At 70.8% G+C, this 22,139-nt stretch carries 26 protein-coding genes and 1 pseudogene; 6 read left to right on the forward strand and 21 right to left on the reverse strand.

The features are described 5' to 3' along the window. Window positions 1-6: 6 nt before the first annotated feature. On the forward strand, window positions 7-1,155 hold the full coding sequence (locus tag ABFX50_RS17650; protein WP_346147676.1) for an MFS transporter: 1,149 nt from the start codon (window positions 7-9) through the stop codon (window positions 1,153-1,155). Here ABFX50_RS17650 and mutM read toward each other — a convergent pair. The 9 genes and pseudogenes from mutM to ABFX50_RS17695 form a co-directional block, all read right to left on the reverse strand. Beyond that, entirely contained in the window at window positions 1,103-1,930 is an 828-nt protein-coding gene (gene mutM / locus ABFX50_RS17655) for a bifunctional DNA-formamidopyrimidine glycosylase/DNA-(apurinic or apyrimidinic site) lyase (protein WP_346147678.1), read from the reverse strand. The two genes, ABFX50_RS17650 and mutM, sit on opposite strands and share 53 nt — an antisense overlap. A 1-nt stretch (window position 1,931) precedes the next feature. Continuing rightward, entirely contained in the window at window positions 1,932-2,651 is a 720-nt protein-coding gene (gene rnc, locus ABFX50_RS17660) for a ribonuclease III (RefSeq protein ID WP_183660455.1), read from the reverse strand. A gap of 213 nt (window positions 2,652-2,864) precedes the next feature. Then, window positions 2,865-3,044: a 50S ribosomal protein L32 gene (gene rpmF, locus ABFX50_RS17665; protein WP_183656428.1), complete on the reverse strand. Its 180-nt coding sequence runs from the start codon at window positions 3,042-3,044 to the stop codon at window positions 2,865-2,867. A 1-nt stretch (window position 3,045) separates the two neighbouring features. Next, complete coding sequence (locus ABFX50_RS17670; protein WP_183656425.1) at window positions 3,046-3,597, reverse strand: YceD family protein; 552 nt, start codon at window positions 3,595-3,597, stop codon at window positions 3,046-3,048. Window positions 3,598-3,667: 70 nt separating this feature from the next. Then, complete coding sequence (gene coaD / locus ABFX50_RS17675) at window positions 3,668-4,144, reverse strand: pantetheine-phosphate adenylyltransferase (protein WP_183656422.1); 477 nt, start codon at window positions 4,142-4,144, stop codon at window positions 3,668-3,670. A 14-nt stretch (window positions 4,145-4,158) separates the two neighbouring features. Then, on the reverse strand, window positions 4,159-4,722 hold the full coding sequence (gene rsmD, locus ABFX50_RS17680; protein WP_346147681.1) for a 16S rRNA (guanine(966)-N(2))-methyltransferase RsmD: 564 nt from the start codon (window positions 4,720-4,722) through the stop codon (window positions 4,159-4,161). 390 nt (window positions 4,723-5,112) lie between these two features. Beyond that, on the reverse strand, window positions 5,113-7,287 hold the full coding sequence (recG, locus tag ABFX50_RS17685) for an ATP-dependent DNA helicase RecG (RefSeq protein WP_346147682.1): 2,175 nt from the start codon (window positions 7,285-7,287) through the stop codon (window positions 5,113-5,115). 34 nt (window positions 7,288-7,321) lie between these two features. Continuing rightward, a complete protein-coding gene (locus tag ABFX50_RS17690) occupies window positions 7,322-8,104 on the reverse strand; it encodes a hypothetical protein (RefSeq protein WP_346147683.1) in 783 nt (260 codons plus the stop codon). Further along, window positions 8,068-9,030 (reverse strand): annotated as a pseudogene (locus tag ABFX50_RS17695) (DAK2 domain-containing protein); the annotation flags it as partial. The gene ABFX50_RS17690 and the pseudogene ABFX50_RS17695, both read right to left, overlap by 37 nt. Window positions 9,031-9,070: 40 nt before the next feature. Here ABFX50_RS17695 and rpmB point away from each other — a divergent pair. Further along, entirely contained in the window at window positions 9,071-9,256 is a 186-nt protein-coding gene (gene rpmB / locus ABFX50_RS17700) for a 50S ribosomal protein L28 (protein ID WP_183656410.1), read from the forward strand. Between the two features lie 73 nt (window positions 9,257-9,329). Here rpmB and thiD read toward each other — a convergent pair whose 3' ends face one another. The 3 genes from thiD to ABFX50_RS17715 all read right to left on the reverse strand — a co-directional run bounded on the left by thiD (window position 9,330) and on the right by ABFX50_RS17715 (window position 12,770). Further along, entirely contained in the window at window positions 9,330-10,127 is a 798-nt protein-coding gene (gene thiD, locus ABFX50_RS17705; RefSeq protein WP_346147685.1) for a bifunctional hydroxymethylpyrimidine kinase/phosphomethylpyrimidine kinase, read from the reverse strand. A gap of 16 nt (window positions 10,128-10,143) precedes the next feature. Further along, on the reverse strand, window positions 10,144-11,511 hold the full coding sequence (locus ABFX50_RS17710; RefSeq protein ID WP_346147687.1) for a hypothetical protein: 1,368 nt from the start codon (window positions 11,509-11,511) through the stop codon (window positions 10,144-10,146). A 221-nt stretch (window positions 11,512-11,732) separates the two neighbouring features. Further along, on the reverse strand, window positions 11,733-12,770 hold the full coding sequence (locus ABFX50_RS17715) for a thiamine-phosphate kinase (RefSeq protein WP_379505394.1): 1,038 nt from the start codon (window positions 12,768-12,770) through the stop codon (window positions 11,733-11,735). Here ABFX50_RS17715 and ABFX50_RS17720 point away from each other — a divergent pair. Further along, on the forward strand, window positions 12,754-12,987 hold the full coding sequence (locus ABFX50_RS17720) for an Lrp/AsnC family transcriptional regulator (RefSeq protein ID WP_183656398.1): 234 nt from the start codon (window positions 12,754-12,756) through the stop codon (window positions 12,985-12,987). The two genes, ABFX50_RS17715 and ABFX50_RS17720, sit on opposite strands and share 17 nt — an antisense overlap. Further along, window positions 12,984-13,406, forward strand: a complete 423-nt coding sequence (locus tag ABFX50_RS17725) for a DUF3515 family protein (protein WP_346147691.1) — start codon at window positions 12,984-12,986, stop codon at window positions 13,404-13,406. The genes ABFX50_RS17720 and ABFX50_RS17725 overlap by 4 nt, the downstream gene beginning before the upstream one ends. Here the strand turns inward: ABFX50_RS17725 and ABFX50_RS17730 are convergent. Genes ABFX50_RS17730 through ABFX50_RS17745 form a run of 4 tightly spaced genes read right to left on the reverse strand, consistent with a single transcriptional unit; the run spans window position 13,403 to window position 17,173 of the window. Then, window positions 13,403-14,497 carry a D-alanine--D-alanine ligase family protein gene (locus ABFX50_RS17730; RefSeq protein ID WP_346147693.1) on the reverse strand — a complete coding sequence of 365 codons (1,095 nt, stop codon included), beginning with the start codon at window positions 14,495-14,497 and terminating at the stop codon, window positions 13,403-13,405. The two genes, ABFX50_RS17725 and ABFX50_RS17730, sit on opposite strands and share 4 nt — an antisense overlap. An 11-nt stretch (window positions 14,498-14,508) precedes the next feature. After that, window positions 14,509-15,447, reverse strand: coding sequence for a PLP-dependent transferase (locus ABFX50_RS17735; protein ID WP_346147695.1), 939 nt, complete (start codon window positions 15,445-15,447; stop codon window positions 14,509-14,511). Further along, on the reverse strand, window positions 15,444-16,454 hold the full coding sequence (locus ABFX50_RS17740) for an NAD(P)H-dependent glycerol-3-phosphate dehydrogenase (protein ID WP_183656390.1): 1,011 nt from the start codon (window positions 16,452-16,454) through the stop codon (window positions 15,444-15,446). Before ABFX50_RS17740 ends, ABFX50_RS17735 begins: the two co-directional genes overlap by 4 nt. A gap of 5 nt (window positions 16,455-16,459) precedes the next feature. Beyond that, window positions 16,460-17,173, reverse strand: a complete 714-nt coding sequence (locus tag ABFX50_RS17745) for a lysophospholipid acyltransferase family protein (RefSeq protein ID WP_346147698.1) — start codon at window positions 17,171-17,173, stop codon at window positions 16,460-16,462. Between the two features lie 80 nt (window positions 17,174-17,253). On the opposite strand from ABFX50_RS17745, the gene cofC reads away from it, so the two are divergent. Further along, window positions 17,254-17,901 (forward strand): 2-phospho-L-lactate guanylyltransferase, encoded by a 648-nt coding sequence (gene cofC / locus ABFX50_RS17750; protein WP_346147700.1) that lies wholly within the window; start codon window positions 17,254-17,256, stop codon window positions 17,899-17,901. Window positions 17,902-17,943: 42 nt separating this feature from the next. On the opposite strand, the gene ABFX50_RS17755 is transcribed toward cofC, so the two are convergent. Further along, window positions 17,944-19,173: an MFS transporter gene (locus tag ABFX50_RS17755; RefSeq protein WP_346147701.1), complete on the reverse strand. Its 1,230-nt coding sequence runs from the start codon at window positions 19,171-19,173 to the stop codon at window positions 17,944-17,946. Window positions 19,174-19,229: 56 nt separating this feature from the next. On the opposite strand from ABFX50_RS17755, the gene ABFX50_RS17760 reads away from it, so the two are divergent. Next, on the forward strand, window positions 19,230-19,430 hold the full coding sequence (locus ABFX50_RS17760; protein WP_346147703.1) for a hypothetical protein: 201 nt from the start codon (window positions 19,230-19,232) through the stop codon (window positions 19,428-19,430). 64 nt (window positions 19,431-19,494) lie between these two features. On the opposite strand, the gene ABFX50_RS17765 is transcribed toward ABFX50_RS17760, so the two are convergent. The 4 genes from ABFX50_RS17765 to leuC all read right to left on the reverse strand — a co-directional run bounded on the left by ABFX50_RS17765 (window position 19,495) and on the right by leuC (window position 22,099). Beyond that, window positions 19,495-19,794, reverse strand: a complete 300-nt coding sequence (locus ABFX50_RS17765; protein WP_183656376.1) for an HU family DNA-binding protein — start codon at window positions 19,792-19,794, stop codon at window positions 19,495-19,497. A gap of 119 nt (window positions 19,795-19,913) precedes the next feature. After that, complete coding sequence (locus ABFX50_RS17770) at window positions 19,914-20,135, reverse strand: SCO5555 family protein (protein ID WP_183656373.1); 222 nt, start codon at window positions 20,133-20,135, stop codon at window positions 19,914-19,916. Beyond that, window positions 20,114-20,701 carry a 3-isopropylmalate dehydratase small subunit gene (gene leuD / locus ABFX50_RS17775; protein WP_183656370.1) on the reverse strand — a complete coding sequence of 196 codons (588 nt, stop codon included), beginning with the start codon at window positions 20,699-20,701 and terminating at the stop codon, window positions 20,114-20,116. Before leuD ends, ABFX50_RS17770 begins: the two co-directional genes overlap by 22 nt. A 12-nt stretch (window positions 20,702-20,713) precedes the next feature. Then, window positions 20,714-22,099, reverse strand: a complete 1,386-nt coding sequence (gene leuC, locus ABFX50_RS17780; protein WP_346147705.1) for a 3-isopropylmalate dehydratase large subunit — start codon at window positions 22,097-22,099, stop codon at window positions 20,714-20,716. Window positions 22,100-22,139: the final 40 nt, after the last annotated feature.

Below are 22,139 nucleotides of genomic sequence, written 5' to 3' on the forward strand. Positions count from 1 at the left end.
GGGGTCATGACGACAATCGAAACCGCCCGCGCGCCATGGCCTGCCGTGTCGTCCGTCGCGGTCGGCACCTTCACGATCGTGACCAGCGAGATGCTGCCCGTCGGCCTGCTGACGCCCATCGGCTCCACGCTGGGCGTCTCCGACGGCGTGGCCGGTCTGACCATGTCGGCGCCCGGAGTCGTCGCCGCCCTCTCCGCGCCCCTGCTGACCGTCGTGGCAGGACGGCTCGACCGGCGGATCGTGCTGATCACGTTGATGGCCCTGCTGGCCGGCGCCAACCTCCTGGCCGCCTACTCCCCCACCTACGCGGTGATGCTGGTCGCCAGGGTGCTGGTCGGTGTCAGCATCGGGGGCTTCTGGGCGTTCGCCGCCACCCTCCCCACTCGGTTGGTGCCCGAGCAGCACGTCGGCAGGGCCGCCGCGATGATCGCGGGCGGTGTCTCCGTGGCCTCGGTGCTCGGCGTGCCGGCAGGCACCCTGATCCTGTCGCTGGCCGGGTGGCGCACGGCGTTCGTGGCCGTCGCCGTGCTCGCCGTCGTGGTCCTGGTCGCGCTGGTCCTGGTGCTGCCGCCGCTGCCCGCCACCCAGGCGGTACGGCCCGCCCAGCTGCTCGCGGTCTGGCGCGACAGCGCGCTCAGGACCGCCCTGGTCGCCACCGCGCTCGTCGTGACGGGCCACTTCGCCGCCTACACCTACATCCGCCCCTTCCTCGAGCAGGTCTCCGGCGCGGGGCCCGCGCTGATCAGCGGCCTCCTCCTCGCGTACGGCGTGGCGGGCGTGGTCGGCAACTTCGGCTCGGGGGCCCAGGCCGCACGCGGGCCCAGGCAGATCATGGTGGTGCTCGCCGTGCTGATCGCCGTCTCCACCATGGGGATGCCGCTGGCGGGCGCCGCGATGCTGCTGCTGTGGGGCCTCTCCTACGGCGGCGTCTCGGTGACCGGACAGCTCTGGGTCGCCAGGTCGGGCGGCGGAGAGGCGGGCATGGCCATGCTGTCGTCGGTCTTCAACGCGGCCATCGCGCTGGGCGCGCTGCTCGGCGGGGTGATCGTGGACGCCGCCTCACCCAGCGCGGTGATGTGGTTCGGGGCCGTGCTCGCCCTGCTCACCGCGGCTTACGCTGGCACCTGGGGCAGGAGAAGGACGATCGGTTCATGAACGCCTCACGCCTGATCGGCGTGCCGCACCTCGAGCACGGCTGGTCGCGCCTGCCGTACGCCTCGAGGGAGCGGTCGAAGTAGCCGCTCTCGCCGTTGACGTTGACGTAGAGGCTGTCGAAGGAGGTGCCGCCCTGTAGGAGGGCGGCCCCCATGACCTGGCGGACCGCGGCGAGCAACTCGGCGATCTTCGGCTTGGTGAGGGTCTCGGTGGAGCGTGACCAGTGGAGCCTGGCGAGCCAGAGCGCCTCGTCGGCGTAGATGTTGCCGACACCGCTGATCAGCGACTGGTCGAGCAGGGCCCGCTTGATCTCCGTGCGCCTGGCCCTGAGCCTGCGGGCGAAGACGTCGTCGTCGAAGGCCGCCTCGAACGGGTCGGGGGCGATGTGCGCGATGGGCTCGGGCACGCCGTTCACCAGCGAGGTGAGCATGACGTGGCCGAAGGTGCGCTGGTCGACGAAGCGCAGGTCGCTGCCGCCGTCGGCGAAGGCCAGCCGCACCCTCAGATGCTTCTCGAGCACGGAGTCGGGCGAGACCACGAGCAACTGGCCGCTCATGCCGAGATGGGCGAGGATCGCCTCCTCGCCGTCGAGCGGCAGCCACAGGTACTTGCCGCGCCGCTCGGCGGAGGTGATCGTGCGCCCCGCGACCAGGAACGGCCCGATCTGGCGGCGCACGGCCCTCGGGTGCAGGACCTCGGCGACGCCGATCGTGCGCCCTGTCACCCAGTCGGCCAGGCCCCTGCGGACGACCTCTACCTCGGGAAGCTCAGGCATGCTAGCCCGCCGGCTGGCTCTCGCGCTGCTCTCTGCGCGCCCTGATGCGGGTCCAGGCCGCCTCGGCCGCCTGCTGCTCGGCCTCCTTCTTGCTGCGGCCCTTGCCCGATCCGTAGGACTCGCCGCCCACCCGCACCTCGGCGGTGAAGGACTTGGCGTGGTCGGGACCGCTCTCCTCGACGTGGTACTCGGGCACGCCCAGCGCCTCCGAGGCGGTGAGCTCCTGCAGCGAGGTCTTCCAGTCGAGCCCCGCGCCCAGCGAGGCCGAGCGCGTGATCAGCGGGTCGAACAGCAGGTGCACGACCCTGAAGGCCTCGTCGAGCCCGAGGTCGACGTAGACCGCGCCGATCAGCGCCTCGAGGGTGTCGGCGAGGATCGAGGACTTGTCGCGCCCTCCAGTGCCCTCCTCGCCCCTGCCGAGCCGCATGAAGCGGCCCAGGCCGAGGTGGCGGGCCACGTCGGCCAGCGCGCGCATGTTGACCACGGCCGCCCGCAACTTGGCCAGCTGGCCCTCGGGCAGGTCGGGGTGGTTGCGGTAGAGCGTGTCGGTGACCACCAGGCCCAGCACCGAGTCGCCGAGGAACTCCAGGCGCTCGTTGGTGGGCAGGCCGCCGTTCTCGTACGCATAGGAGCGGTGCGTCAGCGCCCGCTCGAGAATGTCCGCGTCGAGCCTGACGGAAAGAACCCGCTCCAGCTCGTCTCTGGCGACCTCGACGGCCACCGGCTTGGGACCTGCGCCCACGTGTTACCTCCTCAGAGCATCTCTCCGAAGCGCGTGGGCGAGGGAACTGAGAGATGCCCGAAAACGTGGTGGGCGTCGGGGACCAGCCCCGGCGTCCACCACGGCCGCGGGCGAACCGCCGCCGCACGCACCTGAGACGGTGACGCCGACCGGAGCAGCATGGGCACCGGCCGGCATTCCGTCATTGTGCGATCAGGCAGACGGCTCGATGACCTGACGGCGGTTGTAGGTGCCGCAGGTCGGGCACGCGATGTGCGGCTGCTTGGGCGAACGGCACTGCGGGCAGCTCACCAGCGCGACAGCAGACGTCTTCCACTGGGCGCGGCGGGAGCGGGTGTTGCTCCGCGACATCTTCCGCTTCGGGACGGCCACGTCACTTCTCCTGATCGTTATCGTTCTCGGAAATCAGACCTTGCAACGACGCCCAGCGAGCGTCGATCTTCTCGTGCCCGTGGTCAGGGCCGGCCTCGGCCAGCTTGACCCCGCAGTCCACGCACAGCCCCTGGCAGTCTTCCCTGCACACGGGGCTGAGCGGCAGTGCGAGCACCACCGCGTCGCGGAACGTCGGCTCGAGGTCGAGAAGTTCACCGTCGAGCAGTGAGTCCTCCTCCGAGGCGTCCTCGTCGGAGTAGAAGAACAGCTCCTGCAGGTTGACCTCGATCTCCGAGGACAACGGGTCGAGACACCGCGAGCACTCCCCCGCGAGGGGAGCGTGTGCGGTGCCCGAGACGAGCACGCCTTCCATCACTGCTTCGAGCCTGATGTTCAGCTCGACTTCGGTGTCCTTGGGGACACCGATCATGTCGACGCCGAGATTTGCCGGTGCCGGGAGGGACAGAGTCATCTGCCGCATCGAGCCCGGCCGCCTGCCCAGGTCATGAGTGGAGATCACCCAAGGGGCGCGGGGGTCGAGGTGCTGAGTCATCCTGCTCTCGCTAGGCATGGCGAAATATCGCCGTCGTACAAGGCCAGATAGCAACGATACCAGGCGCGGGTCAGCCCCTGAGCCGTTCGATCAAGAGCTTGTGCACCAGATCAGGGACGAGCCCGGAGACATCGCCACCGTACCGGGCGATCTCCTTCACCCTGGACGACGACAGGAACGAATATTCCGGATTCGTCGGCATGAACAGCGTCTCCACGCCCGACAGGCGGTAGTTGAGCTGCGCCATCTGCAGTTCGTAGTCGAAGTCGCTGACCACGCGGATGCCCTTGACGATCGCCGGGATGTCGTTCTGGCGGCAGAAGTCGACGAGCAGGCCGTGGAACTTCTCGACCCTGACGTTGGGGTAGTCCTTGGTGACCGTGGTGAGGATGTCGATGCGTTCCTCGACCGTGAACAGGCTCTTCTTCTCGACATTGATCAGTACGGCGACTGTCACCTCGTCATACAGCCGGGCGGCCCGGCCGATGATGTCGAGGTGTCCGTTGGTGATGGGGTCGAACGACCCTGGGCACACTACGCGGCGCACATCGCCTCCCACGTTTACGGGTTCCCGGCGGCGCGACCGTACCAAACGGACGCTTCGCCGTAACGACGGACCCTCTCCTCCTCGTAGCCAGGGGGCCACACCAGGTCCTTCCCCCTGCTCTCGCGTTCCACCGCGAGGAGCGCGTCCGGCGTGAGCCAGCCGTTGTCGCGCAGCAGTTCGAGCATCCTCGTGACGTCCTCGTCGGTGACCGCGTAGGGCGGGTCGGCGAAGACGATGTCGTACGGCTCGCCCTGCCTGGCCAGCAGCCGCTCCACCCTGTCGGCCACCACCGTCGCCTCGCCGAAGCCGAGCTCCCTGATGTTGGCCTTGATGGTCTTCACCGCCCTGGGGTCGGACTCCACCAGCAGCGCGTGGGCCGCTCCCCTGGACACCGCCTCCAGCCCGACCGCCCCCGAACCCGCGTAGAGATCGATCACCCTGGCGCCCGCGAGCCCGTGCAGCGAGTCGAGCGTCAAGAAGATCCCTTCTCTTGCCCTGTCACTCGTCGGCCTCGTCGTACGGCCCTGCGGCACCGCCAGCCGTCTGCCACCCGCGCTCCCCGCGATGATCCGCGTCATGCCACCCATTGTTCCGCATGTCAGCGCAGGTCAAGAGTGGACAAGTGTCTGCCTCGACTGCGCAAGGGTCGTAGCTATCGCTCCGATCGGCCCGCATGATGAGTTCTGCGACCTTCGAGGTGACCCAAATGAAGGTCGACCGGCGTGATCGTGAGCCCTTCCGCACGCCGGTTCCCTCGGCACCTGACCCGAGGGGTGGGCCCAGCCGGGGACGGCATTCGGGGGGAGGCCGTCCCCGGCGCTGGGCCCGTCACCACCGCAATGGCGGTGGTGACGGGCGGCGCAGGACGAACCTCCCGCAGAACGAAGCTTCCCGCAGGACGAGCTTCCCGCAGGACGCGGCTTCCCGCCGGGCCGGGGTCTCCGGCACGAACCTGCGTGGACCGGGCCTCAGGTCTTCTCCAGGTATCCCGCCCGCTCGTCGGCCAGCAGCCTGTCGATCTCGGCGCGCAGGCCGGGCAGGGACGACAGCTCGGGGTCGGCCGACAGCAGCGCCGCCGCCTCCTCGCGGGCGGCCACGATCACGTCCTCGTCCCTGAGCAGCTGCAGCATCTTGAGCGAGGAGCGCTTGCCCGACTGGGCCGCTCCGAGCACGTCGCCCTCACGCCGCTGCTCCAGGTCGACCCTCGACAGCTCGAACCCGTCGAGCGTGGAGGCGACCGCCTCGAGGCGCTCCCTCGCGGGGGTGCCCGCGGGGAACTCGGTGACGAGCAGGCACAGCCCGGGCAGCCCGCCTCGGCCCACGCGCCCCCTGAGCTGGTGCAGCTGCGAGACCCCGAACCTGTCGGCGTCCATGATGATCATGACGGAGGAGTTGGGCACGTCGACGCCCACCTCGATCACGGTGGTGGCCACCAGCACGTCGACGGCGCCCTGCGAGAAGGCGCGCATGATCGCGTCCTTCTCCTCGGGAGGGAGCTTGCCGTGCAGCACCTCGACGCGCAGCCCGTGCAGCGGCCCGGAGGCGAGCATCTCGGCCACCTCGAGCACCGCCAGCGGCGGCCGCTTGTCGTCGTCGCCCGCCGCGAGGTCTCCCTCGTCGCCCTCCAGGTCGCCGATGCGGGGGCAGACGATGTAGGCCTGGCAGCCGAGGCCGACCTCCTCGCGCACGCGCTCCCACGTGCGTTCGAGGTAGTGGGGCTTCTCCGCGGCGGGAACGACGTGGGTGGTGATCGGCGCGCGGCCCGAGGGCAGTTGCGACAGCGTCGAGACCTCGAGATCGCCGAAGACGGTCATGGCGACCGTGCGCGGAATGGGCGTGGCGGTCATGACCAGCACGTGGGGACGCCCGCCCGACACCTTCTCGCGCAGCGCGTCGCGCTGTTCGACGCCGAACCTGTGCTGCTCGTCGACGACGACGAGGCCCAGGTCGGCGAACTGGACGTGCTCCTGCAGCAGCGCGTGGGTGCCGACGACGATGCCCGCGGTGCCCGAGGCGGCGTCGAGCAGGGCCGAGCGGCGCGCGGCCGTGCCCATGGAGCCGGTGAGCAGCCCCACCGCGGTGCCGCCGAACATGCCGCCGGCCGCCAGGTCGCCCAGCATCGAGGTGATCGAGCGGTGGTGCTGCTGGGCCAGCACCTCGGTGGGCGCCAGCAGGACGGCCTGGCCCCCCGCGTCGACGACCTGCAGCATGGCGCGCAGCGCCACCACCGTCTTGCCCGCGCCGAACTCGCCCTGGAGCAGCCGGTGCATCGGGTGCTCCATGGCGAGGTCGGCCGCGATCTCCTCACCGACGGCCGCCTGCCCCTCGGTGAGCGAGAACGGCAGCCGCTCGTCGAAGGCGGCCAGCATGCCGCCCGCCACGCGCGGGCGGGCCTTGGCGGGCCAGGCCACCGCCGCGGCCCTGCGCTGCAGCAGGACGGCCTGCAGCACGAACGCCTCGTCGAACTTCAGCCTCTTGCGCGCCCTCGTCACGTCGCCGAAGTCTCGCGGCCTGTGGACGGCCACCAGCGCGTCGGCCAGGTCGGGCAGCTCGTGCCTGCGGCGCAGCTCGGCGGGGAGCGGATCCTCCAGCGGGCCGAGCGTGTCGAGGACCACCCCGACGGCCCTGCGGATGGCCCAGGGGGTGAGGTCCTTGCCCGCGGGGTAGATCGGCACGGGCGCGGCGGCGAACTCGGCCGCGTTCGCCTCGGTCTCCTCCTCGAACAGCTCGAACTCGGGATGGGTCAGCTGCCAGCGCGGCGTCGCCCTGGCGCCGAACAGCCCCACCTTGCCCGCGAACATGCCGCGCCGCCCGGTCTTCAGGCGCGACTCGGCCACGTGGGAGCCCTTGCCGAAGAACGACAGGTAGATCTTCTTGCCGGTGCCGTCGACGACCTCGACCTCGAGCCAGGTGCCGCCCCTGTTGCGCATGGGTTTGCGCATGAGCCTGGTGACCTCGCCGACGACCGTGACGTGCTCGTCGACCTCGAGCGCGTCGAGCGAGGTCAGCTCGCCGCGCTCGGCGTAGCGGCGCGGGTAGTGGCGCAGCAGGTCGCCGACCGTCTCCAGGTCGAGCACGCTGTGCAGCAGCTTGGCGGTCTTGGGATCGAGCGCCTTGCTCAGGGGCTCGTCGAATCGACTCACGTCAACCAGTTGTACCGCCTGCGACCGACAGGATTCACTCGACACCGATGAGCAACGGGTAACCGCCCTGCTCTCCGTCGTAGACGACGACCTCCACGTCGGGCCTGGTGTCCGCCAGCCGCTCCTCCACCGACGCGGCGAGCCGTACCGGCGCGCCCGCCCCTGTGACCAGGGTGACCAGCTCGCCGCCGCCCGCCACCATCCTGTCCACGATCAGCGCCGCGACCTCGGTCAGCGAGCCGCCGATGACCGCGACGTCGCCGTCGATCATGCCGAGCACGTCGCCCGGCGTGCACATGCCCGCGCTGGTGAAGGCCTGCCTGTCGGCCACCGTCAGATGCCCGTAGCGGGTGTGGCCCGCGGCGTCGGTCATGGCCACCACGTCGTCGTCGAAGCGGCGCAGCGGGTCGTGGACGGCCAGCGCGGCCAGCCCCTGCACGGTCGCCTTGGTGGGCAGCACGCTCACCACCACGCCGTCCTCGCGCGCGATCTCCGACGCCGCGACCGCGACCGCCCTCACGCCCTCGTCGTTGGGCAGCACCGCCACCTCGCTGCCCGCCTCGCGGATGGCCGCCAGCATCGCCGGCAGCGGGGGGCTCGAACCTGGCTCCCGCCGTACGACGACGGCCCCGCACTCCTCGAACAGGGCGGCGATGCCGTCGCCCGCGGCCACCGCGACCACCCCCTGCCGCCGCCGGCCCTGTGCGTGCGGCCGGGCGCGGCCAGGTAGGTCACCTTGATCCGGTGCGGCCTGCCCGCCCTCATGCCCGCCTCGATCGCCTGGCCCGCCTCGTCGACGTGCACGTGGACGTTCCACAGCCCGTCGCCGCCGACCACCACCAGCGAGTCGCCGAGCGAGTCGAGCTCGGCGCGCAGCTTGCCCACCGCCTCCTCGTCGGCGTCGAGCAGGTACATCACCTCGTAGCCTGCGCCCGACTCGGTCATCGGCGTCACCCTGCCCGTCGGCGGGGGCACGTCGTAGCGCTCGGCGTAGGAGTCGGTGATCACCGCGGCGAGCGCCTCAAGGATGATCGCCATCCCCGCCCCTCCGGCGTCCACCACGCCGCTGCGGGCCAGCACGTCCAGCTGGCCGGGGGTGCGCCGCGCCGCCGCCCTCGCCTCCGCCGCCGCTCCTCGCGCGGTCGCGGCGAGATCACCCGCGGGCACGGCCGCCGCCACCGCCTCGAGCACGGTCAGCACGGTGCCCTCGACCGGCCTGGCCACCGCCGACCTGGCCAGCTTCGCCGCCCTCGCCAGTCCCTCGCACAGGTCGGCGCCGGTGCCCTCGCGATCCTTGAGCACCTCGGCCAGCCCCCTGAGCGCCTGGCTGACGATGACGCCCGAGTTGCCCCTGGCCCCGACCAGCGCGCCGTACGCCATGGTCTGCCACACCACGGCGGCGCCCATGTCGTCGGGCAGCGCCTCCACGGCCTCGGCCGCGGAGAGCATCGTGAGGTGCAGATTGGTGCCCGTGTCGCCGTCGGCCACGGGGAAGACGTTCAGCGCGTCGATCTCCGCCCTCGCCCTTCCCAGGGTGTCGGCGGCCAGCCGCGCCCAGCGGCGCACCGCGGGCGGGTCGAGAACCTCCATGTGTGCTCCCTCGCGGCCCCGATGCGCTAGCGTTATTGCGGAGAATATCCCCAACACCCACCCGCTGCCGCTCGAGTTCGCGGTCAGGGGTGCGGATCGGATATCCTCGTCTGGCTGGCCGGTTGTCCCCGGCATGCCCTCCGCCCGCAACATCCAAGCGGACTGGGCTTATCGACTGAAAAGGAGCGATACCGTGGCTTCCGTCTGCGATGTCTGCCGCAAGGGCCCGACGTTCGGTAACAACGTGTCCCACTCCCACCGTCGCACCCGTCGTCGTTGGAACCCCAACATCCAGACGGTGCGCGCGGTCGTTGGTGGCACGCCCAAGAAGATGAACGTCTGCACCTCGTGCATCAAGGCTGGCAAGGTCACCCGCTAGTCTTCACAACTTCCGAAAGCCCGTCGCTCATCCGAGCGACGGGCTTTCGGCTTTCCGTGACGGCCCTGAACGGCTACGAGCGCCACATCCAGGCGTGGTCCACGGGGCCGATGCCGTCGCCCAGGGGGAAGCCGCGGCCGATCGCGCCGGTGACGTAGTCCTTCGCCTTGCCCGCCGCCGTCGGCACGTCGTCGCCCATCGCCAGGTACGACGCGATCGCCGAGGCGAGCGTGCAGCCCGTGCCGTGGGTGTGGCGGTTGTCCAGGCGCGGCGCCCTGAAGCGGAACTCCGCCGCTCCGTCCGTCAGCAGGTCGACGGGCTCGCCCGGCAGGTGCCCGCCCTTGACGAGGACCCAGGTGGGGCCGAGCGCCAGGACGGCGTCGGCGGCTCGGCGCAGGTCGCGCTCGTCCTCGACCTTGACGGAGGTGAGCTGCTCGACCTCCCACAGGTTCGGCGTGACGACCGTGGCGATGGGCAGCAGCAGCGTCCTGAGGGTGTCGACGGCCTCGGGCGCGAGCAGCGAGTCGCCGTGCTTGGAGACGCCGACGGGGTCCACCACGACGGGCGCGCCCGCGGCGGCCAGCGCCTCGGCGACCGTCTCCACCAGGATGGGCGAGGCCAGCATGCCCGTCTTGACGGCCTGCGCGCCGATGTCGCTCAGCACCGAGTCGAGCTGGGCGCGCACCGCTTCGGGCGGCAGCTCCCAGTACCCCTGGACGCCCAGGGAGTTCTGGGCGGTCACGGCGGCGATCACGCTCATGCCGTGGACGCCGAGCGCCAGCATCGTCTTCAGATCGGCCTGGATACCCGCGCCGCCGCCGGAGTCGGAGCCGGCGACGGTGAGGACGCGAGGAGGGGGCGAAACGGTCATGGCCCCATCCAACCATTCAGGCGACCGTGCACTCCCCGCCCACCATGCCGCAGGTCTGGGGCTCGGTGGCGGTGCCGTCCGCGGTGAAGGTGATCTGGACGGCCTCCCCCGCCTCCAGATCCGCGTCGGGCTGGATGACCAGCAGCTGGCCGTCCTGGCTCCACTGCGCGCCTCTCACGGCGGACACGGTGCCGTCCACGGGGACGCTGACGGTCAGGTCGGCCAGCGCCTTGCCCGACTCGTTGACGACCCGCAGTTCGGCGGTGTAGCCGGCCAGGCGCTGCCTGACCACGTCGAACTTGACGTTGACCGCGGCGCCGCCCCTGGCGGTGCCCCTGGTGCTGTTGGTGCTGCTGGTGGTGCCGCTGCCCACCTGCGAGGTGGCGGTCGGTCCCGGCTCCACGTCGCTGACGGGGGGCGGAGCGGTGTTGTCGGCCTCCCTCATCCCTGAGGGCTCGGCCGAGGCCGTGGGCTCCTCACTGGGCGCGAAGTCGTCCTCAGGCGTCGACCGCGGGGTGTTCTTGACGGTCGGCCTGGGCGTGCTGGTACGTCGGGGCGCCCGCGCCGAGGCCGTGGCCGTGGGGCGGGGCCTCACGTTCCTGGTCTCCGAGGGCTCCTCGCTCGGCTCCTCCGTGCCGCCTGCCACGGGAGCCTCCTCGGTGCCTTCGGCGGCGTCGGGCTCAGGCTCCGGCTCGGGCTCATCCGAGATCGAGGGGGGCGCCTGGGTGACCGACACCTTGCCCGCCGTCGGCGTCTTCTCCGACGAGCCGACCATCCGCACGCCGACGACGGTGCCGCCGAGCACGATCGCGACGGCCGCCACCGACAGGATGGCGACCTTGCCCCTGCCGCCGGACGACGCTTCACGCGGAGGGGCCGAGGGGCGTCGCCTCCCGCGCCTGCGGGAGCCCTTGTCGCCCGGCTCCTCGTCCCAGCCCGCGGGGCCCTCGTCCCAGCCGCCCGCGCCGAGGAAGCCGGTCTCCTGCACGTCGGAGGGCTCCTCCCAGGCGGCCACCGGCTGCCTGGGAGGCCCCGTGGCCACCAACCGGTCCGTCGGCGGGTTGTAGGCGGCCGTGGGCTCGCTCTCCGGTCCCACGCCCTCACCGCCGGGGGTCGCGTGCTGGCCGGCAGGGCCCGCGGGCTCACCGTAGGGCGTGGGTCCCCCCTGAGACCCTGGGACGCCGGCCTCTGGAGCGCCGCCGAAGGCGGACACAGGCCCGCCGAAGGCGTCGTTCGCCGACATCGGCCCCGTCGCGGGGCCGCCGAAAACGTCAGGCTGGTGCGGCGGCACGGCCCACTCTCCCGTGGAGGGCCCTGCCTGGACCTGCTGGTCGAGCTGGTCGGGCTGCGCGGGCCAGCCCGACTGCTCCACCACGGGGGCCATGAAGGCTCCCGTGGTTATGGGGTCGTCGAAGGAGCGAAAGTCCGCCTCCTGCGGGTCTTCCGAGTCGCGTCCCCCCTGAGACCACGCGTGCTCTGGTTCGCCGGTGCCGTGGCGGGCCATGGGCGCCCTTCCTGCCGGATACATGGGCCGCCCATCTTAATAACATCTTTAATACGCGTTTGTCTCAACTTTCACGGGGGTATCTTCTCGAAACCGACATTTCACTCTCTGAAGTGGTCCCACCCGCCGAGCCCCGTCGTACGGCCCGCGACCTGGACCTTCGCGCCTTCCACGACGTGTCCGACGACCGTCCAGTGGGGCGGCAGCCGTACCTCCGGAGGGAAGACTGCGGCCAGAGCGTGATCTTCGCCACCCGTGAGCACCCACTCGACCGGGTCGGCTCCGAGCTCCTTGGCGGCGGCGGCCACCGGCTCGCCGATCGGGAAGGCGGTGGGGTCGAGCGTGATGCCCACGCCGCTCGCGGCGGCCACGTGCCCGAGGTCCTGCAGCAAACCGTCGCTCACGTCGAGCATCGCGGCCGCGCCCATGCGCGCGGCCTCGGGCCCGCACGCGTACGGCGGACGCGGCCTCCTGTGCCCCTCGACCGCCTCGAGAAGCGGCCCACCCTCCGGCTCCAGCCCCGCCTCCAGCAGGGCGAGCCCTGCGGCCGCGTATCCCAGCCGCCCGGCGAAGGCCACGACCTGTCCAGGCCGCGCGCCCGAGCGGGTGACGGGCGCGTGCCCGCCGAGATCGCCGAGCGCCGTCACGCCGATGACCACGAGTTCGGAGCGGGTGATGTCGCCGCCCGCCACGCTGGCTCCCACGAGCGCGCACTCCTCGCGGAACCCGTCGGCGAGGCCGTCGACCCAGGCCACGGGAACGTCTGCGGGCATCCCGAGGCCCACCACGAGGGCTGTCGGAATCGCCCCCATAGCGGCGACATCGGAAAGATTCTGTGCTGCGGCCTTCCTGCCTATGTCATACGCGCTGGACCAATGGCGGCGAAAGTGCCTACCCTCGATCAACAAGTCCGTTGACACTACGACCCGCCCATCGGGCGCTCTCACCACCGCAGCGTCGTCACCGGGACCGAGCAGCACGCTCTCGCCCTGTGGCAATCGTCCGGTGATACGTGCTACAACTCCGAATTCGCCGAGATCTCCGACTGTGATGGCGCACCTCCTGTCGGCACACAGGGTACGGTGGCCCTTCGGCGCTGATCCAATCGCCCGGGAGGACGTAATGGTGCAGGCGTACATCCTTATCCAGACCGAGGTGGGCAAGGCCGCGGCCGTGGCTCGTGAGATCGCCGGCATCACCGGGGTCACCCAGGCCGAGGACGTGACGGGCCCCTATGACGTCATCGTGCGCGCCGAGGCTCGCAACGTCGACGAGCTCGGCAAGCTCGTCGTCGCGCAGATCCAGGCCGTCGATGGCATCACCCGTACTCTGACGTGCCCTATTGTCCACATATGAAGCAAGGTGTTGCCGTCCTGGCGCTGCTCCTTCTCGCCGGGTGCGGCAGCGCGGTCCAGGTGGAGCCGCCCGTCCCCCAGGGTGACGCGGTGGCCGCCTGCACCAGCCTCAGCCCCCTGCTGCCCGCCACGCTCGACGGCGCGGAGCGCACGACCTCCACACCCGAGTCGCCCTATGTCGCCGTGTGGGGATCGGCTGAGATCGCGCTGCGCTGCGGGGTGCCCCGCCCCGCGCGGATGGCGGCCACCGACCAGCTGGCCGAGCTCGACGGGGTCGGGTGGTTCGCCGACCCCACCGTGCCCACCCTGTTCACCGCCGTGACGAGCACCGCCTACGTGGAGGTGACGATCGCCAGGACGCACGAGGCCACCGGCGTCCTGATGGAGCTCTCAGGGCCGGTGAAGAAGGCCACCGGCTAGCGCAGACCCGCCTTGCGACCCAGCGCTAGCTGGATGAGGCGCTCGACCAGCTGGGCGTAGGTCAGGCCGCTGGCCGCCCACAGCTGGGGAGCCACCGACAGCGACGTGAAGCCGGGCATGGTGTTGATCTCGTTGAGGATCAGCCTGCCGTCGGAGGTGTAGAAGAAGTCCACCCGCGAAAGCCCCTCGCAGCCCAGCGCCTCGAAGGCGCGTACGGCCATCGCCCGCAGCTCCTCGGCCGTCTCGGCGGGGATGTCGGCGGGCACGGTCAGCGACATCTGGTCGGGGTAGTACTTGGCCTCGAAGTCGAAGAACTCCTGCCCGCCCTCGACCAGCACCTCACCGGGCGTCGAGGCGGCGGGCGGCTCGTCGCCGAGCGACTCCAGCACCGCGCACTCGATCTCGCGTCCGACGATGGCCGCCTCGACCAGCACCTTGGGGTCGTGGGCCTGGGCGAACTCGACGGCGGTCTCGAGCGAGGCCAGGTCGTGCGCCTTGGAGATGCCCTGGCTGGAGCCCGCGCGGGCCGGCTTGACGAAGACCGGCCAGCCCAGCTGCTCGACCTCCTTGACCACGCGGTCCTTGTCGAGGCGCCAGTCGCGCTCGCGCACCACCACGTACGGCCCGACGGGCAGCCCCGCGGCGGCCAGGATCGCCTTCATGTAGGCCTTGTCCATGCCGACCGCGCTGGCCAGCACGCCCGAGCCGACGTAGCGCACCCCAGCCATCTCCAGCAGGCCCTGGATCGTGCCGTCCTCGGCGAAGGGGCCGTGCATGACGGGGAAGACCACGTCCACCGTGCCCAGCTCGACCGGGATGCTGCCCGGCTCGTAGGCCACCAGCGCCGCCTCCCCCGAGGGCAGCGCCAGCTCCGCGCCCGAGGTGTCGACGACGGGCAGCTTGCCGTCCTCGATCGCGTATCGCTGGTCGCCGGCGGCCAGCACCCAGCGGCCGTCCTGGGCGATCCCGATGGGGACCACCTCGTACTTCGACCTGTCGATCGCCTCGAGAACGCTGCCCGCCCCCATGAGGGAGACGGCATGCTCCGAGTTGCGACCCCCGAAAACGACCGCGACGCGTGGCTTGCTCATGACGCCCGAATCTACCCTGCTTGTGAGTCAAGGGCTCGTGTCACGTCCGCGACGAGATCTTCGACGTCTTCGAACCCGATCGAGAAGCTGACCGCCTTGCCCTGTCTCACGGCCCATGTGCTGTCGCCGATCAGCCTCAGCGACTTGACCAGCTCGTCCGCGTCACCGCGTGGCGTGACGATCACGCGGGTGCCGAACCTGGTGCCCTCGGGCCCTGAGTCGAACAGCTGGCGCGCCAGGTGGTGGCCGGGGTCCTGCGGCAGGCCCGGATAGCCGACGGCGACGACCGAGGGATGCTTGGCCACGGCGGCGGCGAACTCCATGGCGGTCGCGCACCTGCGCCTGACCCGCAGCGTGAGTGTCCCCATGGCGCTGAGCAGGGCGGGCTCGTCGGCAGGCGACAGCGGGGCGCCGAGGTCCTTGGTGAGCCTGTGCATGAGGTCGTGCCTGCCGACCACGACGCCGCCCTCGCGGTCGCCGAGCAGGAGGCCGGTCGAGTGGAGCACCAGGTCGGCGCCGTGCTCCAGCGGCCGGCAGACGATCGGCGTGGCGAGGGTGGAGTCGACCACGAGCATCGCGCCGACCTCGCGGGCCAGGCGGTACAGGCCGCGCAGATCGGCCACGCCGGTGTCCGAGAGCGTCTCGGCGTAGATCAGCTTCGTGTGGCCGCGGACGGCCTGCCGTACCGCGGGCAGGTCGGCAGTGTCGACGAAGTCGGCGCTCACGCCGAACCTGCCGAGCACGTTGGCGACGAAGCCCGCCCTCGAGGGGGCGACCACGTGCGTGCCGCCGCGCAGGAACGACAGCAGGACGGCGGCGAGCGCCGCCTCACCCGTGGCGTAGGACTGGCCCGCCACGTTCTCCGGCGCCGCCGCCCCTTCGAGGGCCGCCACGGCGGCGGCGAACCGGCCCTCCGCCGGCGCGCGCACGCACCTGGTGTTCTCTCTCACACGCCGTATCTCTCCGGTTTGGGGGTGCGTGACATCAGCAGCACCCCTGCCTCGTCCGGGGTCATCCCGTCGTGGACGACGCCCACCACCACCTCGGTGATCGGCATCTCCACGTCGTGCTTCCTGGCCAGTTCGAGCACCGACTCGCAGGACTTGACGCCCTCGGCGGTCTGCTTGGTGGCCGCGACGACCTCGGCCAGCGTCATGCCCTTGCCGAGGTTCTCGCCGAAGGTGCGGTTGCGCGACAGCGGCGAGGTGCAGGTGGCGACCAGGTCGCCCATGCCCGCCAGGCCGGCGAACGTGTGCGGGTCGGCGCCGAGCGCCGCCCCCAGGCGTGAGATCTCGGCCAGGCCGCGGGTCATGAGCATCGCGCCGACGTTGTCGCCCATGCCCATGCCCGAGGCGACGCCGACCGCCAGCGCGATCACGTTCTTGACCGCCCCGCCCAGCTCCACGCCCACCACGTCGGGGTTGGTGTAGGGACGGAACCACGGCGGCACGTGACAGGCCTCCTGCAGGTGCTCCATGGTCCGCTCGTCGGGGCAGGACACCACGGTCGCCGCGGGCTGGCCCTGGGCGATCTCGGGCACCAGGTTGGGCCCCGAGACGACGGCCACCCGCTCCTGCGGCACCTCGGCGACCTCCATGATGACCTCGCTCATGCGCTTGGTCGTGCCGAGCTCGATGCCCTTCATCAGGCTGACGAGCACCGCGCCCTTCGGCAGGTGGGGCTTCCACGCGGTGAGGTTGGACCGCAGCGTCTGCGAGGGGACGGCCAGCACGACGAAGTCGGCGCCCTCCAGCGCGCGGGCGGGATCACCCGTGGCGCGCATCGTGGGGGGCAGTGTGACGCCCGGCAGGTAGTCGGGGTTCTCGTGGCGGCGGTCGATCGCCTCGACGATCTCGGCGCGGCGGCCCCACAGCGTGGTCTCCACGCCCGCCCTCGCCATGATCATGCCGAACGTCGTGCCCCATGATCCGGTCCCGAACACGGCGGCCTTGGTCATCCGCTTCACCGTCCAGCCGGATCGTAGGGGGTCTCCGGAGCTTTCTCTCCCCTGATTTCGGCAAGCTGAACGGTGATGGCGGCCATGATGTCGGCGGTCGCCTCACGCAACACGGACCCTCGCAACGGCTGCCCTTCGTATTTCGACAGGTCGACTGGTGGCCCGACCCGCACGGAGAACGTCTTGCGCGGGAGGAGCCTTGGTTTCTTCTGGCCGTAGGGCAGCAGCTCGTGCGCGCCCCAGTGCGCGACGGGGATCACCGGGGTGCCGGTCTCCAGGGCCAGGCGGGCCACGCCCGTCTTGCCCACCATCGGCCACAGGGCGGGGTCACGGGTGACCGTGCCCTCCGGGTAGAACAGGATCGCGCCACCCGCGCGCAGCCGCTGCTCGGAGATCTCCAGCGACCTGGCGGCCTCGCTGGTGCCCCTCGAGACGGGGATCGCCTGCAGCGCGCGGACCGCGACCTTGAGCAGCGGCACCCTGAACAGCGCGGCCTTGGCGAGAATGGTCGGCCAGCGCCCGTTGTTGTAGAGGAAGTGCGACAGCAGGACCGGATCGGCCCACGAGAGGTGATTGGTCGCGATGATGATGCCGCCGGTTCTCGGGAGGAGCTCGCCCCTGCGCCAGTCCTTCTTGACCAGCAGCCACGAGAGCGGTTTGACGATCACGACGGCGAAGGTCTCCCAGGGACGCGATGGTCTGCCGGGGCGGCGGCTCATGAACTCCTCCAAGAGAGACGGCTTGCGCCCCAAGTCTCCCGGTTGGCCGCGCAGGATGTCGAGACGAGATGCTTAAGCCTATGAGCTTCCGCTGGTCACTCGTCATCCCGGTGAAGACCCTGGTAGCGGCCAAGACCCGGCTGGCGGCCGCGACGGGCCCGCACCGCACCGCGCTGGCGGTCGCGGTGGCCAGCGACACGCTCTCCGCCGCGCTGGCCTGCCCCGCCGTGGCGCGCGTCATCGTGGTGCACGCCGACCCCGCCGCCGCGGGCCCGCTGGCGGCCCTGGGGGCCGTGGTCGTCCCCGACCCTGACCGCGGTCTCAACACCGCGCTGCACGCGGGCGCCGCGCATGCCGTACGGCTGGCGCCACACGACGGGATCGGCGCGCTCCAGGCCGACCTGCCCGCGTTGCGCGCCGCCGAGCTCGGCAGGGTGCTGGAGGCGGCGGCCGACTTCGACCAGTCGTTCGTGCCCGACGCCCTGGAGGTCGGCACCACCTTCTACGGCGTGCGGCCGGGGGCGCCCTTCGAGCCTCGCTTCGGCGGCGAGTCGAGGGCCAAGCACCTCGGAGGGGGCGCCAAGGAGCTCACGCCCGACGGGATCGACTCGGTCAGGCGCGACGTCGACACCCCCGACGACCTGCGCGCGGCCATCAGGCTCGGCCTCGGCCCGCACACCGCCGCGGTGGCGGCCCTGCTCGGTCTCGCGACCGGCCCCGGCCGCTAGACCGCTCACTCCCCTGTTCCTGCTCGGTCCAGGGCTGTTCGGCTAGGGCTGTTCGGCGCGCAGGGCGCGGATCCAGGGCGACACGATGAACGGCAGGTGTCCCACGACGGTGGCGAGACAGGCCACCCACAGCAGCGTCCAGACGCTCAGCTGCTCGGCCAGCAGGCCGCCGAGGATCCCGCCCACCGGCATCGCGCTCCACATGAGGAAGCGCATGCTGGCGTTCATCCTGCCGCGCAGGTGGTCGGGGGTGACGGCCTGGCGGTAGCTGCCCTGGCCGACGTTGAGCACGATCGCAGAGGCGACCGTCAATGCCATGCCGACCGGGTAGAGCACCACGCGCCAGCCGTCCGCGGTGAACCCGACGAGCAGAGGGAACAGTCCGGCAAGGACGGCCCCGCCGTACATGGCGCCGCCGTTGCCGTACCGGTCGATGATCTTGGGTGCGAGCACGCCGCCGACCACGCCGCCCACGCCCGTGGCCGAGACGATCAGTCCGTAGGCGCCGGCGCCGAGGTCGAGCTCGCGCACAAGCAGCAGCGGCTGCACGACCGCCCACAGGCCGTTGGCCAGCATGTTCAGTGCGCCGACCATGGCGATGAGGCGCAGCACGCGGTGGCCGAGCACGTACCTCAGGCCCTCGGCGACCTCCGCCCTGAGGTTCCTTCGCTGCGGTGAGTCGGGGCGCTCGTCGGCCCTGATCGTGGACAGGATGACCGCGGAGCAGGCGTAGGTGATCGCGTCGGCCAGCAGCGCGACGGGGGCCGTGAACACCTGGACCAGCCAGCCGCCGAGCCCTGGACCTGCCAGCCACGCCCCGCTGCGCAGCGTCTCCATGGTGCCGATGCCCCTCGGCAGGTCGTCCCTGTCCACGATGGACGGCACGAAGCTCATGTGCGCGACGTCGAAGAAGACCGTGCCCACGCCGACGATCAGCGCCACGACGTAGAGCTGCGCCAGCGACAGGACCCCCGCGAAGGCGGCCAGGGGGATGCTGAGCAGCGCCACGGCGCGCATGGCGTCGGCGGCGACCAGGATCGGACGGCGGCGCAACCGGTCGGCCCACACCCCCGCGGGCAGGCCGATGAGCAGGAAGGCGGCCATCTCGGCGGCGGTGAGCAGACCCAGCTGGAACGGGCTGGCCTCCAGTGTCAGCAGCGCGGTCAGCGGCAGCGCCACCAACGTCACCTGCGTGCCGAACTGACTCAGTGCGTCGGCGCCCACCATCCGCTGGAAGGCGGTGTTCCGCCAGATGCTCTGTTTCGTCGGCACGACCCGTGATCCTCACCCGCCTCCTTCTCGGCGGTCAAACCATTTACGCTGGGTTCGTGCAGGCGACAGTGCGGAGTTTCGATCCGGTGACCCGATCGGGGTCGGTGTTCCTCGACGACGGAAGCGTGCTGGAATTCGGCACGCGCGCGTTCGACGCCGGCCCGCTGCGGCTGCTGCGGACGGGCCAGCGGGTCAACCTCGTCCTTACGGGGGACGACATCACCTTCGTCACGCTGTCGACGTTTCCGCTGCCCTGATCACGTCAGGAAAACGACAAGCGCCCGGACCCATGAAAGGTGTCCGGGCGCGGTCGCGCTGCGGCTACTTCTTCTTCGCGGACTTCTTGCCGCTGACGTTCACCAGCTCCTTGAAGTCGGAGCCCGGACGGAACTTGGGCCCCCAGCTCTCGGCGACCTTGATCTCCGCGCCGGTTGACGGGTTCCTTGCGGTGCGCGCCGGCTTGTGAACCATCTCGAACGCGCCGAAGCCCGTGATCGAGACCTTGTCACCGGCCGCCACGGCCTTCTGGATGGCCTCGAGAATGGCGTTCACGGCCTCGGTGGCCGTCTTCTTGTCGCCCACCCGGTCCGCGATGGCGTCGACGAGTTCCCGCTTGTTCATTAGGTTTCGCTCCCCCTGTTACGGCTCGGGGTTCCAGCAGACGAGTCCAACGGTCGAGAAACCCCTTACGGGTTGAATCTAAAGCGGGACCGCCTGTGAACTCAATCACCCTGGCGGTTTTATTGGGCGTCCGGCGTGTCGAAATCGCTGGTCAGATCGGTAAGGAAGGTCTCCAGCCGGGTCGCCGCCCGGTCCGGATCACGCTTGGCGAGATCACAGATCGCCAGATATCTGCGGGAAAAGCGTTCTCGGTCGGCGGCGGGGAGCATGCGGACGCGGCGGTGCGCTTCGCGCAACCGCCGCGCCAGTTCGTCGTCTTCTAGACGGTCGTCGGCAGCCATGGCTGCCGACCATTCTCGTACGTGGTGATGTCGTCGGCGTGACGCAGGGTCAGGCCGATGTCGTCGAGGCCCTCCATCAGGCGCCAGCGAGTGTAGTCGTCGATCTCGAAGCCGACGCTCTCGCCCGCCCAGCGCACCTGGCGTTCGCCCAGGTCGACGGTGACGGCCAGCTTCGGATCCGCCTCGACGGCGGCCTGCAGCGCCTCGACCTTCTCGGCGGGCAGGATGACGGGCAGCAGGCCCATCTTGGTGGAGTTGTTGCGGAAGATGTCGCCGAACCTGGCGGCGATCACGACGCGGAAGCCGTACTGCTGGAGGGCCCACACGGCGTGCTCGCGCGAGGAGCCGGTGCCGAAGTCGGGGCCGGAGACCAGGATGCTGGCGCCCTCGTAGGACGGGTCGTTCAGGACGAAGGCCGGGTCCTCGCGCCAGGCGGAGAACAGGCCCTTCTCGAACCCGGTGCGGCTGACCTGCTTGAGCCAGACGGCGGGGATGATCTGGTCGGTGTCGACGTTGCTGCGGCGCAGCGGCACCGCCGTACCGGTGTGGGTGGTGAAAGCGTCCATGATCAGCGGTCCTTACAGGTCGGCGGGGGCGGTCAGCTTGCCGGTGACGGCGGTGGCGGCGGCGACGGCGGGAGAGACCAGGTGGGTGCGCCCGCCCTTGCCCTGACGGCCCTCGAAGTTGCGGTTGGAGGTCGAGGCGCTGCGCTCGCCCGGCGCGAGGGTGTCGGGGTTCATGCCCAGGCACATCGAGCAGCCCGCCTGCCTCCACTCGGCGCCCGCGGCCGTGAAGACCTCGTCGAGGCCCTCCTTCTCGGCCTGCAGCTTGACCAGCATCGAGCCGGGGACGATGAGCGTCCTGGTCCTGACCTGCCGTCCGCGCAGGATGTCGGCGGCGGCCCTCAGGTCCTCGAGGCGACCGTTGGTGCAGGAGCCGACGAAGACGGTGTCGACCTCGATCTCGCGCAGCGGCGTGCCCGCGGACAGCCCCATGTACTCCAGCGCCCGCTCGGCCGCGGCCCGCTCGGTGGGGTCGTCGAACGAGGAGGGCTCGGGCACGGCGGCGTCCAGCGGCAGGCCCTGCCCCGGGTTGGTGCCCCACGTGACGAACGGCGTCAGCGTCGAGGCGTCGATCTCGACGACCTTGTCGAAGACGGCGTCGTCGTCGGTCCTGAGCGAGCGCCAGTACTCCACCGCCTGGTCCCACGCCTCGCCCTCGGGCGCGTGCGGACGGCCCTTCAGGTACTCGAACGTCGTCTCGTCCGGCGCGATCATGCCGGCCCTCGCGCCCGCCTCGATCGACATGTTGCAGACGGTCATCCTGCCCTCCATGGAGAGCTTGCGGACGGCCTCGCCTCGGTACTCGACGATGTAGCCCTGGCCGCCGCCGGTGCCGATCTTCGCGATGATCGCCAGGATCAGGTCCTTGGCGGTGACACCCACGGGCAGCTCGCCCGAGACCTCGATCGCCATCGTCTTCGGCCGGTAGGCGGGCAGCGTCTGGGTGGCCAGCACGTGCTCCACCTCGGAGGTGCCGATGCCGAACGCGATGCCGCCGAAGGCGCCGTGCGTGGAGGTGTGAGAATCGCCACAGACGATGGTCATGCCGGGCTGGGTCAGGCCGAACTGCGGGCCGATGATGTGCACCACGCCCTGACCGGCGTCGCCCATCGGGTGCAGCCTGACACCGAACTCGGCCGCGTTCTTGCGCAGCGTCTCGACCTGCGTCTTGGAGACGGGGTCGGAGATCGGGCCGAGCACCGTCGGCACGTTGTGGTCCTCGGTGGCGATGGTGAGATCGGGCCGCCGCACCTTGCGCCCTGCCATGCGCAGGCCGTCGAAGGCCTGCGGGCTGGTCACCTCGTGAATGAGGTGCAGGTCGATGAAGAGCAGGTCGGGTTCGCCCTCGGCGCGGCGCACGACGTGCTGCTCCCAGACCTTCTCCGCGAGTGTGCGGCCCATGATCTCCTCCTTGAGACTTTGCCCCGACTTGCCTTCTCAT

This window comes from Nonomuraea recticatena (assembly GCF_039533245.1).
GTDB lineage: Bacteria > Actinomycetota > Actinomycetes > Streptosporangiales > Streptosporangiaceae > Nonomuraea > Nonomuraea roseola.

Bases quoted from the DNA above. Each gene is read 5' to 3' on its own strand.
- ABFX50_RS17710 (WP_346147687.1), bottom strand. From the start codon at position 11,511: ATGGCCCCCGTGGTGGAGCAGTCGGGCTGGCCCGCGCAGCCCGACCAG.
- ABFX50_RS17740 (WP_183656390.1), bottom strand. From the start codon at position 16,454: ATGACCAAGGCCGCCGTGTTCGGGACCGGATCATGGGGCACGACGTTC.
- ABFX50_RS17650 (WP_346147676.1), top strand. From the start codon at position 7: ATGACGACAATCGAAACCGCCCGCGCGCCATGGCCTGCCGTGTCGTCC.
- leuD (WP_183656370.1), bottom strand. From the start codon at position 20,701: ATGGACGCTTTCACCACCCACACCGGTACGGCGGTGCCGCTGCGCCGC.
- thiD (WP_346147685.1), bottom strand. From the start codon at position 10,127: ATGACCGTTTCGCCCCCTCCTCGCGTCCTCACCGTCGCCGGCTCCGAC.
- ABFX50_RS17720 (WP_183656398.1), top strand. From the start codon at position 12,754: ATGGTGCAGGCGTACATCCTTATCCAGACCGAGGTGGGCAAGGCCGCG.
- ABFX50_RS17670 (WP_183656425.1), bottom strand. From the start codon at position 3,597: ATGACTCAGCACCTCGACCCCCGCGCCCCTTGGGTGATCTCCACTCAT.
- ABFX50_RS17730 (WP_346147693.1), bottom strand. From the start codon at position 14,497: ATGAGCAAGCCACGCGTCGCGGTCGTTTTCGGGGGTCGCAACTCGGAG.
- leuC (WP_346147705.1), bottom strand. From the start codon at position 22,099: ATGGGCCGCACACTCGCGGAGAAGGTCTGGGAGCAGCACGTCGTGCGC.
- ABFX50_RS17725 (WP_346147691.1), top strand. From the start codon at position 12,984: ATGAAGCAAGGTGTTGCCGTCCTGGCGCTGCTCCTTCTCGCCGGGTGC.
- rsmD (WP_346147681.1), bottom strand. From the start codon at position 4,722: ATGACGCGGATCATCGCGGGGAGCGCGGGTGGCAGACGGCTGGCGGTG.
- ABFX50_RS17745 (WP_346147698.1), bottom strand. From the start codon at position 17,173: ATGAGCCGCCGCCCCGGCAGACCATCGCGTCCCTGGGAGACCTTCGCC.
- cofC (WP_346147700.1), top strand. From the start codon at position 17,254: ATGAGCTTCCGCTGGTCACTCGTCATCCCGGTGAAGACCCTGGTAGCG.
- mutM (WP_346147678.1), bottom strand. From the start codon at position 1,930: ATGCCTGAGCTTCCCGAGGTAGAGGTCGTCCGCAGGGGCCTGGCCGAC.
- ABFX50_RS17765 (WP_183656376.1), bottom strand. From the start codon at position 19,794: ATGAACAAGCGGGAACTCGTCGACGCCATCGCGGACCGGGTGGGCGAC.
- ABFX50_RS17715 (WP_379505394.1), bottom strand. From the start codon at position 12,770: ATGTACGCCTGCACCATTACGTCCTCCCGGGCGATTGGATCAGCGCCG.
- ABFX50_RS17770 (WP_183656373.1), bottom strand. From the start codon at position 20,135: ATGGCTGCCGACGACCGTCTAGAAGACGACGAACTGGCGCGGCGGTTG.